This is a genomic window from Lysobacter korlensis (assembly GCF_042434515.1).
This window is the reverse complement of record NZ_JBHLTG010000001.1, coordinates 1,890,507-1,905,780: the sequence shown is the minus strand read 5'-3', so window position 1 is coordinate 1,905,780 and position 15,274 is coordinate 1,890,507. Positions and strand designations below refer to the sequence as shown.

Here is a 15,274-nt window from a genome sequence, read left to right as displayed (position 1 = left end):
ATGAAGCGGCTTTTGCGTGCCCTTGTTCTCGTCTCGGTTGTAATGGCGGCCATGTCCGGTTGCCAGCACGACCCCGCCGCGTCGCTCGACCGCTGGATGCTCGAGCGACGCAGCGCGACCTATCGCGTGCCCGACGCGGCCGATCGCGAGGCGCTATCCGGCGCATTCGCGGGCTCGCTTGCCGGCCGGCCGGCTTCCGGGTGGCACGCGCTTGCCTACGAATCCACGACCGCAGGCGGCCACGTCGCAGTGCGTGAGACCGATCCCGCGCACCGGGGATGGGGGGCTTACGCGTTCCGGACCGCCGAGGCTCGGCCGCTGCTGGTGCAGGCGCCCCATTCGGAGAGCGACCGCCACAGCGGCGAGATCGCCTACGCGCTGTATCGCGAAACCCGCGCGCGCGCGCTGGCCGTCAATTCGGCGCACCGCTCGCTGCCGCAGGCCGACCAGGCGAGCGCGGATGGTCCGTTTACGGTGCTCACGCGGGAAGCGCTGCGTGAGCGGGCCGACTCCGTCGTCCTGCAGGTGCACGGCTTCGGTGCGGACACTGCAGCGCGCTACGGCCTTTCCGCATCGACGCTGGTGGCGAGCAACGGAACCCGCGTGCCGGACGCCGCGCTTCGCGAAGTCGCGGCGTGCCTGCGCGAGGCCGGGTTCGACGCGCGCCTGTTTCCTGAAGAAGCCCCCTACCCCGGCGGCACACGCAACGCCGTTGGCCAGGCGGTGCGCGAAGTCCCTGCTGCGAGGTTCATGCATTTCGAAATGGGAGCCGACCTGCGTCAGGAATTGCTGACGCGGCCTGAGCGGGTAGAGGCGTTCGCGGCATGTCTCTAAGGCCCCCCGTAGGCCGGCTGTGCCGGCTCGCCGTCGCGATCGCCGCGATCTGCAGCGCTTCGGCGCAAGCCCAGCAACTGCCGCACCGGAACAACCTCGAGAAGGCACGCGGCGGCGAGGTTCGCCGACTGTTCGGCCTTGACCGCCACGCGATCGAGGTGCCGGCAGGCGGCTTGGTGCTTGCACCTATCGACGAGGGCGGGCGATTGATCGACCTGCAGGCGCGCGACGGCGCGCTGCCCACGGTCTGGTCCAGCGACGGCACCGCGCTGTTCGCCGCACGTCCGCCGCTGCGTCTCGGCGAGCAGCACTGGCTGTACGACAGTGCCGCGGTCGGCGCCCGCTGGCTGCTGCTCGAAGGAGCTGCCGAGCCGAACAGCGCGATCGTCCACGTGCGGGACGACGGCGGCCGCGGCGCGGAGGACTCCTGGCAGGTGCCGCTGCGCGCCGAGAGCAGTGGCGCCGAACGTTCGCGCCCCGCCATGCGCGACGAGGTCCTCGCGGTTCGCCCCGGCCAGCCGCTGCGATTCGTGGTTGACGGGCAGAAGGCGGTCCGCGCCGAGGTATGGCGCCCGCAGGTGCCGCGCCTGTTGCCGCCGGATGCCACCTGGCTTCGCGTCGAGGCCGACGGACGCGTGATCTTCGACGGCCGCCTGCCGACCCCAACTCTGCGCGAGCGCCCGTACGTCACCTCCGGATGCGCACAGGTGCTGGACCTCGCAGCACGTGTCGAGTTGGGCGTTCCCGCCGGTACGCGCGAGCTGCGGGTCCATGGCGAGCCGGGCACGTGGCTGAAACTGCTCGGCCCACTGCCCGGCACGCCGGCCCGCCTGCTCGCGCCAGCGGGCGGCAGCCCGACGCACGGCGGTACAGAACCGGGCCCCGGCGAGCCGGTGCGGTCCGCATTCAACCGCGCGGTTTTGAAGTATCCCGACCCAGCCGCCACGGCCTTCCTGGGTCGGTACTCCTACTACCGAGACGCAGCCGTGCTGCCTGCGGAAGGCCGCACGCTGCAATCGCGCGCCTGGCGCGTCCGCTATCCCGACCGCGAACGCCGCGGCGACCTCGCGACAAACGCGCCCGACCCTTCAGCAAACACTGTCGGCGCGACCACCTTCCACTGGCTGGAACCCGGCGGGCGCTGGCAGCTGGACCTACCGCGGGAGGCACGGCTCGGCCTGCTGCGCATCAGCGTCGCCAACGCCGCGGCCGACCAGCAACCGGTCCGCCTTCGGGCCTCTCAGCCGGGCTCTCCCACTCAGCTGCTGAGGCTGGAGCCGCTCGCCGTCGACGCGTTGCGCGGCGCGTCCTCGAGCGCCGACGCACTGCTGGCGGTCGATCCGGACGGGCTGCCGATCATTGATGCGTCGCAGGCCGTGCTGCCGGTTGCCGACCTGAGGGTCCCGGTCGCGCTTGAGAACACGGGCGCGACCGGCGCATGGGTCGCAGTCGAGCAGCGCGTGCCGGCACTACGCCGACTCGCCGAAGCCTCACTGCAGGCATCCCTGCTGCCGGCCGCCGTCCTGCGCAATGCGCTACTGGACGACGCGCCTGCGAGTGCGGAGAGCGTCTCCGCGGCGGACAACGTCGCGGCCACCCGCGCGATCGAGCAGGCGCGTGCCCTGCTGCAGGCGCGGGCGCGCGCATTCGCATCCGATGCCTGCGTCGCGGCCGCTGCTTCCCCCGCCGCCGGTGCCGCCGACCGGGCGGTGCTGGTTGCTGCCGAGTCCGCATCCGACCCGGTGCTGCAGCGCTGCGCCGTGCTGCAGGCCGTCGCCGCGGACCCGGCGCACGAAGGCGCCTGGGCCGCGCTGGACCGATGGGCCACCGCCAACGAGCGTGCGGACCTGCGCACGGGCTTCCTTGCATGGGCGCTACGGGACCCCGGCCGCCGCTCGGACGCAACACTGTGGCAGCGGCTCGAAGAGGCACTGTTGACGGAGGGCGACGCCGAAGCGGCAGCGCTCGTGCGGAATGCCGCCGGCACCGCCCACGCCCCGGCGCCGATGCCCCCGGAAAGTGCAGCCAGCGAGCAGGTGCTCCCATCGCAGTCGGCAGGTGCGGTGCGCCTGCGCACCGAACGCGAGACCGAGCTGGTCTACGCCCTCGCTGACCAGCGCGCGGCGGACTGGGTGTTCCCACAGGCCGGCGAATACACGCTGGAACTGCGCAGCTTCACCCCCGGGACGGGCCCGCAGTGGGTCACCCTGCGAAGCGGCGGCCTGACCTGGCGAACGGCGCTGCGCCCTGCACGCGACGATGCCGGCTCGCTGCGCGACATCGCGACCGGCGCAAGCGCGGGGTCGGCGGTGCGCATCCGGTTCCAGGCGCCAGCGCCGGGTTCCGTGCTGGAGATCGCTGCCGAGGCCGGCGCCATGCTTGCGCGCGTTGATGCAGCGGGCCGCATCGGTACTGCGCCAGCCGCGCAGGGCAGCTCGCGCGTGCAGCCTGTCGAGGTCGCAGTTGCCGCCGAGTGCCGCCTCGAGACAGTGCAGCGCCCGCTTCAGATCCTGATTCCGGCACCGCCCGCACCGGTCACTCGGGGCACGGCGTCGATCATGCCGGCCGAGACCGCGCCCGTGATCGCTTCGCCCGGGGCGGCCGCAACGCCCGAGACCGACGACGCCACCCGCGCCGCGCTGCAGGCACTGTGGCTGATCGAGCATGGAGAGCCGGAAGCCGGACTGGCTGCCGCCTCACGCGCGATGCATCTGCGCGACCGAGCCACCTCGTCGCAGGCTTCAGCGGCGATGGCCATGCTCGAAGACCGTCTCACCTGGCGCCGTGTCGAACCGGAATCCAGCGCCGGCAAGACAAGGCGCGAGATCGCCGACGGTCATTCGACGAATCCCGTCGTCGCCCGTCGGCAGGTGCTCGCCGCAGCGACGGCCGAAGACCGATTCGTGCTCAGGCCGGGCCAGGGCTGGGTGCTCGAAGGACTGCAACCGGGCCAGCGGGTGCAGCTGTCACTGGAGCACCGCAGCGCGCTCGCAGCCGGACGCGTGGACTTGGGGCTGACGAACGGCCAGCGCTACACGCTCGACGTCGGCGAACGCCGCACGGTGACCGACGTCGCCGACGCCGAAGGCGAACTGCACCTGCGGGTGGGTGACGCCCTTCCGGGCGCATTCGTGACCATGGTCGTGGCCACCGCCGCTGGCGAACCGCTCGACCCGAGACGCGAGCTGCTCTACCACCGGCCGCCCCTGCAGTTGCGCCTGGACGGCCCGCGTTACCTGCGCATCGTCGAGTGGAACGGCCAGACCAGCGCCATCCGCACCGAATGGGTGCCGCAGGCGGGCACCGTCACGCTGCGACCGCAACTGCTGCCCAACGCGGCCTTGCGCGTCAGCCAGATGGAACTCGCACCGCCCGCCGCCGCTGCGGAGCCACGCACCGAGCCCGCCGCGCCCGTGGCTGACCCGAGCGCTGTCACCGCTGCAATCCAGCCGCCACCCGCGCCTGTCGTAGCCCCCCACGCACCACCGCTCGCGCAGGCCTGGACCTGGCCGCAGCGCTGGCCGGGCTCCGGCGGCGAGGACGGGACGTGGGGCCTGGTCGCCAGCGTCCGCGAGCGGCTCGACGCGGACGACCCGGACAGCGACCGCGAGCGCTTTACCGAACTGACCTGGCGCTATCGCTATCGCCTGGACGACTGGCGGCTCTGGGGCCGCCTCGACGCCGTCGGCCGACGCCACGATGAAGGGTTCGGCACTGCGGGATTGCGTCACTCGCTGCAATGGCGCCCCGCGTTCGGCCCCTGGGGCGCATCGTTCGATGTCGCCGCCTGGCGCCAACGCACCCCTGCTTCGCTGGGCTCGTCCGCGCATGCGGTCGAGGCACGGCTCGCAGTCGAATGGGAGCAGCGGCGTGACGAGCGCTGGCGCGACGAGTGGCAGCTCGGTGTGCGCTGGCGGGACCTCTCGCTGCGGGCGGTGCCGCGCTCGCTGCGCGCCCGGCTCGACAACGACGTCTACAGCCAATACCGCGACGCGCACGGCCACCAGATCGACCTCGGCTACACCCTGCGCTGGCGGGCGCGCTACGACAGCGAGGCCGTGCTGGCCGCTCAGTTGATCAGCAATCCGGTCGATGACTTCGGCATCGACCAGGTCGGCATCGATGCGGCCTGGCGCTGGGCGCGCCACGGCTGGACGACTTCGGCCGGGCTGGACGTGCGCCGATTCCTGCCGGATGCCAACCGCGCGCGCAGCTTCCAGCGCGAACGCCTTGAGCTGGACGTCGGGCGGCTATACCTCGGCTACGGCCACGGCTGGCGCATCCGCGCGAGCGCGGGCTACGAATTCGGAACCCGCCAATCGTTTGGCGGGCTGTCAGTCGAGTGGTTCGACCATGACGGCCGGGGCCTGAACGACTTCGCGCCGTCGGAGCTGTTCCTGCGCGGTGTCACCGAAAACGACCTGTACGGTCGCCTGTTGCCCCCAGACGAAACGCCTTGAGCCGCTACGACCGCGCCACTGCCCTGCTCGACCGCACCATCCCCGCGATGTGGCGCAAGCTCGACGTGCGCGAACGTGATGCGGTGGCACGCGACTTCGTCGAATGGACCGGCGCGCGCCTGGCGGCCCGCGAGGACGACCCGGCGCTGTGGGAACAACTCGAGCTCGCCCGCTTCCTGCGCGAACAGCTGCAGACGCTGGCGACGCTCCACGGCGAGCTCACCCATCGTTTCCGGGTGTTCCAGGAACGGCTCGACCTCGCCGAGACGCAGCCCGTCCGCGAGGCCCTGATCCTCGAATTCTTCGCCAGCCTCGGCGCTGGCCCGCGTCAGCTGCGGGGCGACCGCCAGGCGTTCCGGCGCTGGCTCGACGTGGACGCCGTGGCCGAGCGCTACGACCGCGAACGCGCGCGGATCGAGCGGCGAATCCGCTTTTGCCTGGAACGGCTGGGCCCGCTCGCGCAGCACCTGTGCAGCGTCCAGCCCACCGTCGCCGGCGCCTCGACGTGGTCGGTGCTCGACCTCGAGGCCAGCCTGCGCGCCTTGCTCGGATTCCCGGGTGATCCGCGCATCCGCGAAGCCGCGCTGACCTGCGTGCGCACGGCGTTGGCCGGCCTCGGCGATCAGGCGCGCACGCAGCTGTCGCGTTCGACGGTGCAGTACATCTACCGCGCCGTGCTCGATCACCGGCAGTCGCTCTGGCTGCAGTGCGAAGCGCTAGAAGCGCTGGCCCGGTTCGCGCCGCAGGAGCTGCAGACGATCGCCGAGCAGCGCCTGAAGGATGTCGAGGCGGGCGACTCGATGTTCTTCAGGCGGCGCCTCGTCGAAGCGCTCGTCGCCGCCCTGCCCGACCAGCCCCATTACGCCGAACCGCTGCGCACGCTGTGCGGGGACCCGGCACCGTTCGTGCGCAAGGCCGTGGCCGAATCGCTCGCCCGCCTGCCGGCAACGCTCGCGCTCGAGTTCTGGCTGCGCCTCGTTGCCGACGAGGTGCCGGCCGTGGCCGGACAGGCGCTGGTGCAGTCGGTCGCACTCGTGCTCGACACGCAGCTGATCGAACCGGTGACCTCGCGCTTCCTGCAAGCGATCGACGTGGACACCGCGGAGTTCCCGCTGCGCGTGGCGATCCGCCTTGCGCCGGGCGTTCTCGCCCGCGTACGGACCGAATTTCCGGAGCGCGCTGGCGAGTTCCACGACGCGCTCGAAGCGCGGCTCACGGCGATACACACGGGCCACGCACGCACGGCGATGCGCCGAAGGGCCGCAACCGCACGCGAGCTGCTGCGCGACACCGATCCGCCCGGCGCGCTCGAACGCCTGCCGCTGCACGCCCGCGGTCAGGCCTCGCAGCTACCCGACGACCCGATCGAGGCCGCGCGCGCGCTGCTGCCACTGGCCCAGCGCAGTTTCGGCTTCAACCTCGACTCCACGCGGAAGGGCTGGTCGGTCGTGCGCGACTGGGTGTGGCGGCCGCGCCTGTGGCGGTTCCTCCATGAATTCAAGCGCCCGGCCACCGACAAGCGACAGAACTACCCGCATATGCGCGGCCGCGTGTACCCCGGGCTGGTGCATGTGCCGTCGACCTGCGTCGCCGAGGTCTCGCCCACCAAGGTGCCGGGTGAGCCGCTGCATATCGCCGAGGAAGACGGCTGGCGCCCGTGGCTGCCGCTGCTCGACCAGGTGCTGTCGGCGCTCGATCAGGACTGGCCCACGCGGCCGCTGCGCATCGTCTCCACCGAAGGCGTCACCGAAGTGCGAGTTCCGGATTCGCTTGTCGACCGGCTGCGCGCGAAGTTGCGCATCAGCCGGCGCTTCGGCGACATCGCCGCGCTGCGCAACTGGACTCCGGACAGCGCGTTTACCCCGCACGCATTCGTCGATGCGCTGCGCGAATGCGGTGTGCGGTGCGACTTCGAACCGCACACCGACGGGCGCGGCAGCCGGTATCCGGTCGACCCGCGCATCAGGCGGTTCTTCGCCGCCGGTCTCGGTTGGGTCGCCGCGCCGCTGCAGGACGTGCGCGAGTACTTCTATTCGATCTACCAGAACAGCCTCGTGCACCTGCTGCTGTTCGTCGGCGGCATCAGCGCATGGTTCTTCGGTCAGCACATCTGGCTCAACCGCCGCTTCCGCTCCGCACGAGCAAAGCTGCCGCTGGTCATGGGTGGCTGGGGCACGCGCGGGAAATCCGGCACCGAACGATTGAAAGCGGCGGTGATGAGCGCGCTGGGCCTGCGCGTGCTCAGCAAGACCACCGGCTGCGAGGCGATGTTCCTGTTCGGCAATCCGAACCGCGTACTGAGCGAGATGTTCCTGTTCCGTCCTTACGACAAGGCGACGATCTGGGAGCAGGCGCGGCTCACGCGCATGGCCGCCGAGCTCGACACCGACGTCATGCTGTGGGAGTGCATGGGGCTCAACCCCGGCTACGTGCGCGTGTTGCAGCACGACTGGATGCGCGACGACGTCTCCACGATCACCAACTGCTTCCCCGACCACGAGGACATCCAGGGCCCGGCCGGCGTCGACCTGCCGCTGGTGATCCGTCAGTTCATCCCGGGCGGTGGCCAGCTCTACACCAGCGAAGAGAACATGCTGCCGTTCCTCGAGGAGCACGCTCGGGCGGTCGACACCCCGTGCGTCAGTGTCGACTGGCTCGACGTGGGGCTTCTTACGCCCGACATCCTCGCGCGCTTTCCGTACCAGGAGCATCCCGCGAACATCGCGCTCGTCGCGCGCATGTTCGAAGGCATGGGATTACGCCGCGACTTCGCGCTTCGCGAGATGGCCGACCGCGTGGTGCCCGACCTCGGCGTGCTGAAGATCTACCCGCAGGCGGCCTACGAAGGCCGGCGCATCGAGTTCATCAACGGCATGTCGGCGAACGAACGCCACGGTTGCCTCAGCAACTGGGAACGCACCGGCATGGGCCGCCACCGGCTCGACACCGACCCGCACATCTGGACCACGACCGTGGTCAACAACCGCGCCGACCGCGTCGCGCGTTCGCAGGTGTTCGCGGCGATCCTCGTTAACGACATCGGGGCGGACCGCCACTTCCTGATTGGCGGCAACCTGGACGGATTGCAGCGCTTCATCCGCGAATCCTTCGACGAGTTCGTTGCCTCGTTCGACTGGCACGACACCGAGATCGGTATCGACGCGCAACGCGCGATGCTCGACGGCGTGCTGCGACGGTGGCGCGTACCACTGAACGACGACGAGGCCGATGCGCGCCTGCGTGCCGCGTGTGTGGCCTTGGGCGTTACGTTGCAGGATGGCTCCACGGCTGAAGCAGCGCTCGACCTCGTCGCAGCCGAGGCACCCGCTCACCGCGCTGCGCTGCAGGCGCGGTGGGAGCAGGACCGCGCTGATGCCGGCCGCGTCGCCGAGCTGCATACGCTCATCGAGCGGCCCGACGCACGAACGGCGGATGCGGTCCGCACGCATCTGTGGGATGCGTTCTCCGCGCGCATCGTGCCGGTTGCCGATTACTACACGCCGGGCAACGTGCTGGTGCAGCAGATCCTGCGATCCGCGCCGCCGGGGCTGCTGATCCGCGCGATGGGCATCCAGAACATCAAGGGCACCGGGCTGGATTTCGTCTACCGCTGGCAGGCGTGGGACCTGCATGCGGCGCATTGCCGCGCGCTGCTGGGCGGAGATACCGAAACGGCGATCGCGGCCGCGCAGGCACTCGCCAGCTCCACCGAACTCGGCGTGCTCGAAGCGGAAGCCCTGCGCGATGCGATGGCGCACATCCGCAGCGGCGGCCTCGGCCAGACCGACATCCTGCAGAGCCTGCTGGGCCGCATCGAGCGCAACCTCGAAGCGCGCCTGCACGAGATCGATGCATACAGCAACGCGGCCCCGCAGGAGAGCGCGCGTGGCAGCGAGCTCAGGCGCGTCGTGCTGCAGGCCGTCGAACGGTTCCTCGATGCCGGTGATGCGGTGCGGCGGCGGCGCACCGCGAACCAGATCTACCGTGACCTAGTGGCAGGCCGCATCGCATCAACGCGCGCGGCGTACGAACTCAAGCAGCTCAATCAGCGGCAGAAAGGCGGATGGCTGGCGGGCTGAGGCGCACGCAGTGCCGCTATCCGCCAAGGCGTTCGCCACTCCCGAACCCGTGTTGCCGGCCCGCTCCCGCTTCAGGTGAACCATGAATGCCACACCCGAGTTCACCGAAGACGTTGAGGCGCTTTCGCAGTGGCTGGAGGGCCGCGCGCGCGTGTTCGTGCTGACCGGAGCAGGCTGCAGCACGAGCTCCGGTATCCCGGACTACCGCGATCTCGACGGCTCGTGGAAGCGCAAACCGCCGGTCACGTACCAGGCCTTCATTGGCGAGGCGGCGACGCGCCAACGTTACTGGGCGCGCTCGTTCGTGGGCTGGCCGATGTTCTCTGAGGCGCGCCCGAACGCCGCCCACCACGCGCTCGCCGGCTGGCAGCGGGCCGGTGGCGTTTCGATGCTGTTGACCCAGAACGTCGACGGTCTGCACCAGAAGGCGGGCAGCATCGACGTGATCGACCTGCACGGCCGTCTCGACGAAGTCCGCTGCCTGCAGTGTGACTACCGCGAAGCGCGCGCTTCGGTACAGGCGACGATGGCCGCCGCGAACCCCGGCTGGACCACCCACGTCGCGATGGCCGCGCCGGACGGCGATGCGGACCTCGAACACGCCGACATCGCGTCGTTCCGGATCCCGGACTGTCCCGTCTGCGGCGGCCTGCTGAAACCCGACGTGGTGTTCTTCGGCGAAAACGTTCCGCTGCCGAGGGTGCAGGCCGCACAGCGTGCGCTTGAGCGCAGCGACGGCATGCTCGTCGTGGGCTCGTCGCTGATGGTGTATTCGGGCTACCGCTTCGCCCGCATGGCCAATGCGGCTGGAATCGAGATCGCTATCGCAACGCGCGGGGCCACCCGCGCGGACGACCTCGCAAGCCTGAAGTGCCATGCGGACTGCACCGCTCTGGTTCCAGCCGTGCTCGGCGCGCGCGCAGGGGGGCACCGCGCAGCCGATCCGGGCGCCGCAACCTCGTTGGCGTGACCGCGCACGCAGCCCCGGTCGAGGCGCCTCAAGTGCACCGTGTTACGCCTCGACGGCCGGCTGCCCCAGCAGCCTCCGCAGCAACGCTTCCTGTTCGCCCGATGCGATCGCAAAGCCGGCAACGCCCATCGCGTTGACGAACGCGTCCGACAGCTGGGCGAGGTCGAGGTCGGCCGCTCCCACCCGCCTCAGAGGTCCCGCGCGCTCCAGCGCAACCGGCACCTGGAACAGAGCCGGAACCACCACAAGTGCGCCATCCGTGCGCGTGTAGACGTTGAGCCACATATGCGTTCTCCGGTCGAGTAAGCGCACCGTTCCCTGTGCGCCCAAGCTACCCCGGTCGCTTTCACGTTTCCATCACCGTTCTGCCGTTTTTCGAGCGGACGGCTGCGTCATTTTTGTAACGTTTCGCAATCCTGGTTGCGGGCGGGCTACCGCGCATCGGGCAGGCCGACGAGTAGCTCAGCGGTGTAGGTCGGCTTCTCGTGCACAAGGGTCACTCGACCCTCTGCAGGCGTCTGCAGGCAGACGCGGCCTTGAAGCCTACCGGACACCGCCGCGCCTGAAATTTCATCGATCGAAGGCCCCCATCCCGAGGGGTGGAACACAGCGCGCGACCGGCACGGAACGATGTGGGATGAAGCGGGTTCAGCGGTCGGGGCTGACGTAGGCCGCTTCCCGGCAAGCGAGGGCCTGCGCTAGGTGATTCGGTGGCGCTGAACAAATGCCGCAGCAGATCAGGGGCGCTGTGGTAGCGGGCGCGCAACAGAGCCCGCCGCGGCACAACCGCGGCGGTCGGTACGAATCTCGCCGGATTACGCGCGCGCAACGCAGCGCTTACATTTTTTGTACAGCGTCCGCCGCAGATTCAATGCTCCAGCCCGACCTGTACGAGAAAGCCATGCCACGCCCCCAGTCGCTGCCGCCGGGCGCGCCGGGTCCGGTTGAGCCCGGATTCGCCGACCTGCCACCCTTTCTGTCCGTCGCCGGTCCCCATGAGGCGATCGAATCCGATCCGCAGGCCCGCCTGGAAGCTTCCGCACAGCTTCCCGGCGCGCTTGCGAGCGAGCGCCTGCCACCCGGTCGCGTAACACGCCCCGGCGAGCATTGATCTGACACGGCGACGTTGCTGCGCCCGCGCCTGCCGCACTCGCGGCAGGCTGCCGGGCGAAGCCAACCCGTAGCGTTCTGTCCCGGCGCTGGAGGCTGCGCCACAGTTGCAGCGGCCCGTGAGTCGCCGCGGGCAACGTCGCTTGTTCCTCGCCGACTCCGCCCCGGGAGGCTGCCGCGTCAGGGTCCACCGACTCGTCGGCAGTCGAACCCGACGTCAAGCCACCTGAGCGCCGGGCCGCAGCGTATGCGCCGCGGCCCAATACCGATCCTTAGCGCTTCGATGGTCGCGTGCGCCGGTCCGGCCGCGTCGGCCGTAGCATCACCTCACGGGTCTGCCGCGCGGAGATGTAAGCCCCCTCCTCGCCTTGGACCGGATCGACGACAAACGCATCGACCGTCAGCGTGGCCCGGCCCGGGCGAAACACTCCGGTTGGAAACACGGCGCTTTCCCGGCTGCCTTCCGGGCTACAGCCCATCCGGTCGCTCACGGTCGCGCGGACGACAGTTCCGCCAGGGCCGCGTTGCACCAGCGTCGCCTCGAACGTTCCCCCGGTCGAGTTGTTGCACGTGGCGACAAAACGGCCGAATACATCCTCGTAGCCGGGATGCCACGGGCTCCGCACGAGTTCGACGACCGGCTGGATCTTGATGTCGAACGTGGTGACCGGATCGAGCGCGGGTTTGACGATGTCCACCTGACCCCAGAGCGTCGCGGTGGAACCTGCGCACCGCTGCTCGAACGTTGCACGGAAGCGCTCGACGTAACCGGACCGTTCAATCTTGACGTCGCTGATTTCGAAACGGCCGCTCACCACGCTGCAGCGCCCGGACTCGTGCTGGAAGAAAAGCAGCGGCCGCGCCGGGTCGTACTCGACCTCGCCGCCGTGGGCGTTCTCGTACACGCCGGGGCGCAGCGGCCCGTCACCGGGCGTCTGGATGTAGAGCGAATAGCCGCCATCGGCGCCGCGCCCGCTGACCCAGATCGACGACTCGCCGCCCGATTCGTACAGCGGCGACAGGGTCATTTGCTGGCCCAGTCCGACCGGGTCACCGGGTTCGGACACGAAGGAAAGTCGCTCGATTTCCTCGGCGAGCGCAGCGGGCGCGAAAAACGCGATGACAAGCGCCGACGCAAGTGCGACGGAGCGACAGGTGGCTGGATTCATGCAAGTTCTCCTCACGGCGGACGTGGGGCCACAGCGCGGACAATGGCGCCCGCGTCGGCCTGCATCCACACCTCGTGCGCAGAGCGCTTCGAGCCCATTGGGACGCGTGGATGCAGCGCCCACTATCCTCCCGCCGCGGTGCCGCACAGCCGCTGCATTTGCGACACGTTTTGAGGCGCGAGCGCTCCGGCTCGCACCGGGGTCATCCATTGGCACGATCGCCAGGCCTGCAGTTTCAACCGCACCCGGGACGAGGCCAGTCATCGCGACCCACCGACCGGTCCAGAATCCGGCACGCATCGGCGATGGCAAGACATTCCCCCATTGTGATCAGGATCACGTTTGGCAACGATCAGGCGGCTCGCCCGCGCCGGGCGTTTCTTGGGGAAGGGGAAATGAGGCAGACCAAATATTCGATCTTGGCCACATGCGTTCTAACGGCACTGTCCGCGACGGCACATGCGCAGAGCGCAGCTGACGATCAGGCGGCCGTAGCCCAGGGCCAATCCGTGTTGATCGACGTGCTGGCCAATGACACCGTGGGAGGCACCAACCCCCGTATCCACAAACTCACGCGCGCACGCTCCGGTACGGCGACCGTCGACGGCGGACTGGTTCGCTACCGGCCGAAGCCCGGCTTCTCCGGGACCGACACGTTCCGCTACCTCGTGCGAAGCGACTCCGCACCGCCACGGATGGGCGTCGTGACGGTCCAGGTAACCGATGAAGCGAACAGCCTGACCCTCGCCGGCCAGGTCATCGACTCGCCAATCCCGAATGCGGCGGTATCGGCCTCATTCGGCAACTCGACCTACGTCGCGAACGCCGATGGCAATGGCTACTACCGGCTGACGCTCCCCGCGAACGACCCCGACCGGATGGTCACGCTGCGCGCGGATGGCACCTCGACGATTGGTGTGCCCGTGGAGTTCGCCTCGATAGCCGGCACGACGGGCCGGCTGGTGCAGCAGGCCGGCGGCGACCGCATCCTGGCAACGACCGAGAACCCGCAGACCTCGATCACGCACGTGACGTCGGCCCAGTTCGTCCTCATGGAGCAGGCCAACGCCGGCCAGCCGATCGAAAGCCAGGAGGAACTCCATCGCCTGAGCGGCAACGTCCAGCTGGAAGAAATGTCGCGTCGCGCAGCGGCCATCAAGCTGGTTGTCGATGAAGGGGCGCCCTTACCTGCAGGCGTCACCAGCGTTCTCGAGCTGGCCGCGTCCGAGTCGGCCATGGAGGCCTTTGCAGCAAGCCTGGAGGACGGGCGCCTTGAAGCAGCCACTGCGGCGGTCGCCAGCACGACGGCTGCAGCGGTCGGCTTCGCACCCGGCCGTATTCCCTCGGAATACGCACTTCTTTTCCCGAGCGCGCCGGGGACGGTCCGCGTCGGTCTTCTGGGCCACGCATTACTCCAGCTCGACGGCGCTTCCGCCGGAGCGACCTCAGGCACCGGTTCGTTCCTGGGCGAACGATTGCGTGCGGACCAGTCGGTCCAATGGACGCTTTCCGGCAACCGGCTGGTCGTCACGCTCGCGGAGCCGGAAACCGTCGTCGGCTTCCGGATGAATCCGTGCGGCTGGCTGGACGACGAGACGTCCGTGACGACCGCGATCGAACTCGTGCGCGTGACAGATGGCGACGGCGTGGATTATCTGGAACAGACGTCGCACCGGACCGACACGGTAGTCGACACCAACCCCAACGATGGCTGCGCCACGTCGGAAACGCGTACCTACAGCTCGACTGCACAGATGCTGGGGTATGAAAGCGGCACGGGCGAAGTGCCGTACACCGCAGCCGAAGCCTCGGCCGACCGCATCGTTTACTACATGCACCGGGGCGCAACGATAGACGGGTCGCTGGGATGGGCGCCCTACCCTTCGCGCCCCTCCCCCTCGCTCGCAAACGGGCGCCTCTACTACTCCGAAGAGGCCGGCCCACAGGAGCGTTACGACTACGAGGTGCGCCGCTACCAGACCGACGGCCGGATCGGCCACGGCGTGCTGGTCGTAGCGGCCGGCGCGGACGGGCGTCGCGCGGTGAAATTCGACCTGTCAGTCGCCCGCAACATCGATCTCCAGAATCCGGCTCCGGCGGATCTCTATCCCCCGGCGCGCCTGAGGTCCGGGTTCGACGTCAGCCAGTTCCAGCCGACCAAGCAGGACGATTTCGGCTTCTTCGTCCGACCATCCACCGAGCAATACCGCGACGCATACGGCGCACGGGGCGTTGGCGACTACGAGACCGTCTGGTACGACGCGAACGGAGTCGAGCAACACGCGAGCCGCAATCCGTTCACGTGGTCCTGGGCGCAGCGGGCGTCCGAGCGGGGCCAACCGGTCACCGCGTCGTTCTATAGCTACTTCAGCAACACAGGCCCGGCGAGCTACTGCGTCGTCGGGAACAACGAGTGCTTCCTGACGCGCAGCCGCCTGTTCAACATCTACGCTCGGGACGGAGATCGTTACTACGTTGCGGAAACGCTTCAGCTGCACGACCGCTCCGGCGCCACCACCTTCCGTAGCCTTCGCGGCAACTTCTACGATGCAGACGTAACGCGCTGATCCTGTCCGGGCAGGCACGCACGAAAAAGGGGCCCGACCGGGCCCCTTCTTTTTTTGGTCCTGCTGTGCGGGCCAGCCGTTTCTC

The 15,274-nt window shown here is 69.4% G+C and carries 8 protein-coding genes; 6 read left to right on the top strand and 2 right to left on the bottom strand.

The features are described from left to right. The 4 genes from ACFFGH_RS08870 (at position 1) to ACFFGH_RS08855 (ending at position 10,343) form a co-directional block, all read left to right on the top strand. Positions 1–834, top strand: coding sequence for a hypothetical protein (locus ACFFGH_RS08870; RefSeq protein ID WP_386667133.1), 834 nt, complete (start codon positions 1–3; stop codon positions 832–834). Continuing rightward, a complete protein-coding gene (locus ACFFGH_RS08865; RefSeq protein ID WP_386667131.1) occupies positions 825–5,294 on the top strand; it encodes a hypothetical protein in 4,470 nt (1,489 codons plus the stop codon). The genes ACFFGH_RS08870 and ACFFGH_RS08865 overlap by 10 nt, the downstream gene beginning before the upstream one ends. Continuing rightward, complete coding sequence (locus ACFFGH_RS08860) at positions 5,291–9,373, top strand: hypothetical protein (protein WP_386667129.1); 4,083 nt, start codon at positions 5,291–5,293, stop codon at positions 9,371–9,373. Before ACFFGH_RS08865 ends, ACFFGH_RS08860 begins: the two co-directional genes overlap by 4 nt. An 82-nt stretch (positions 9,374–9,455) precedes the next feature. Next, positions 9,456–10,343, top strand: coding sequence for an NAD-dependent protein deacetylase (locus tag ACFFGH_RS08855; RefSeq protein ID WP_386667127.1), 888 nt, complete (start codon positions 9,456–9,458; stop codon positions 10,341–10,343). 42 nt (positions 10,344–10,385) lie between these two features. Here ACFFGH_RS08855 and ACFFGH_RS08850 read toward each other — a convergent pair whose 3' ends face one another. Further along, complete coding sequence (locus tag ACFFGH_RS08850; RefSeq protein ID WP_386667124.1) at positions 10,386–10,628, bottom strand: hypothetical protein; 243 nt, start codon at positions 10,626–10,628, stop codon at positions 10,386–10,388. Positions 10,629–11,214: 586 nt separating this feature from the next. Between ACFFGH_RS08850 and ACFFGH_RS08845 the strand changes: the two genes are divergently transcribed. Then, a complete protein-coding gene (locus tag ACFFGH_RS08845) occupies positions 11,215–11,454 on the top strand; it encodes a hypothetical protein (protein WP_386667121.1) in 240 nt (79 codons plus the stop codon). 271 nt (positions 11,455–11,725) lie between these two features. Here the strand turns inward: ACFFGH_RS08845 and ACFFGH_RS08840 are convergent, their stop codons facing one another. After that, positions 11,726–12,622 carry a hypothetical protein gene (locus ACFFGH_RS08840; RefSeq protein ID WP_386667118.1) on the bottom strand — a complete coding sequence of 299 codons (897 nt, stop codon included), beginning with the start codon at positions 12,620–12,622 and terminating at the stop codon, positions 11,726–11,728. 395 nt (positions 12,623–13,017) lie between these two features. On the opposite strand from ACFFGH_RS08840, the gene ACFFGH_RS08835 reads away from it, so the two are divergent. Then, positions 13,018–15,189, top strand: a complete 2,172-nt coding sequence (locus ACFFGH_RS08835; protein ID WP_386667115.1) for an Ig-like domain-containing protein — start codon at positions 13,018–13,020, stop codon at positions 15,187–15,189. The last annotated feature ends 85 nt before the right edge of the window (positions 15,190–15,274 follow it).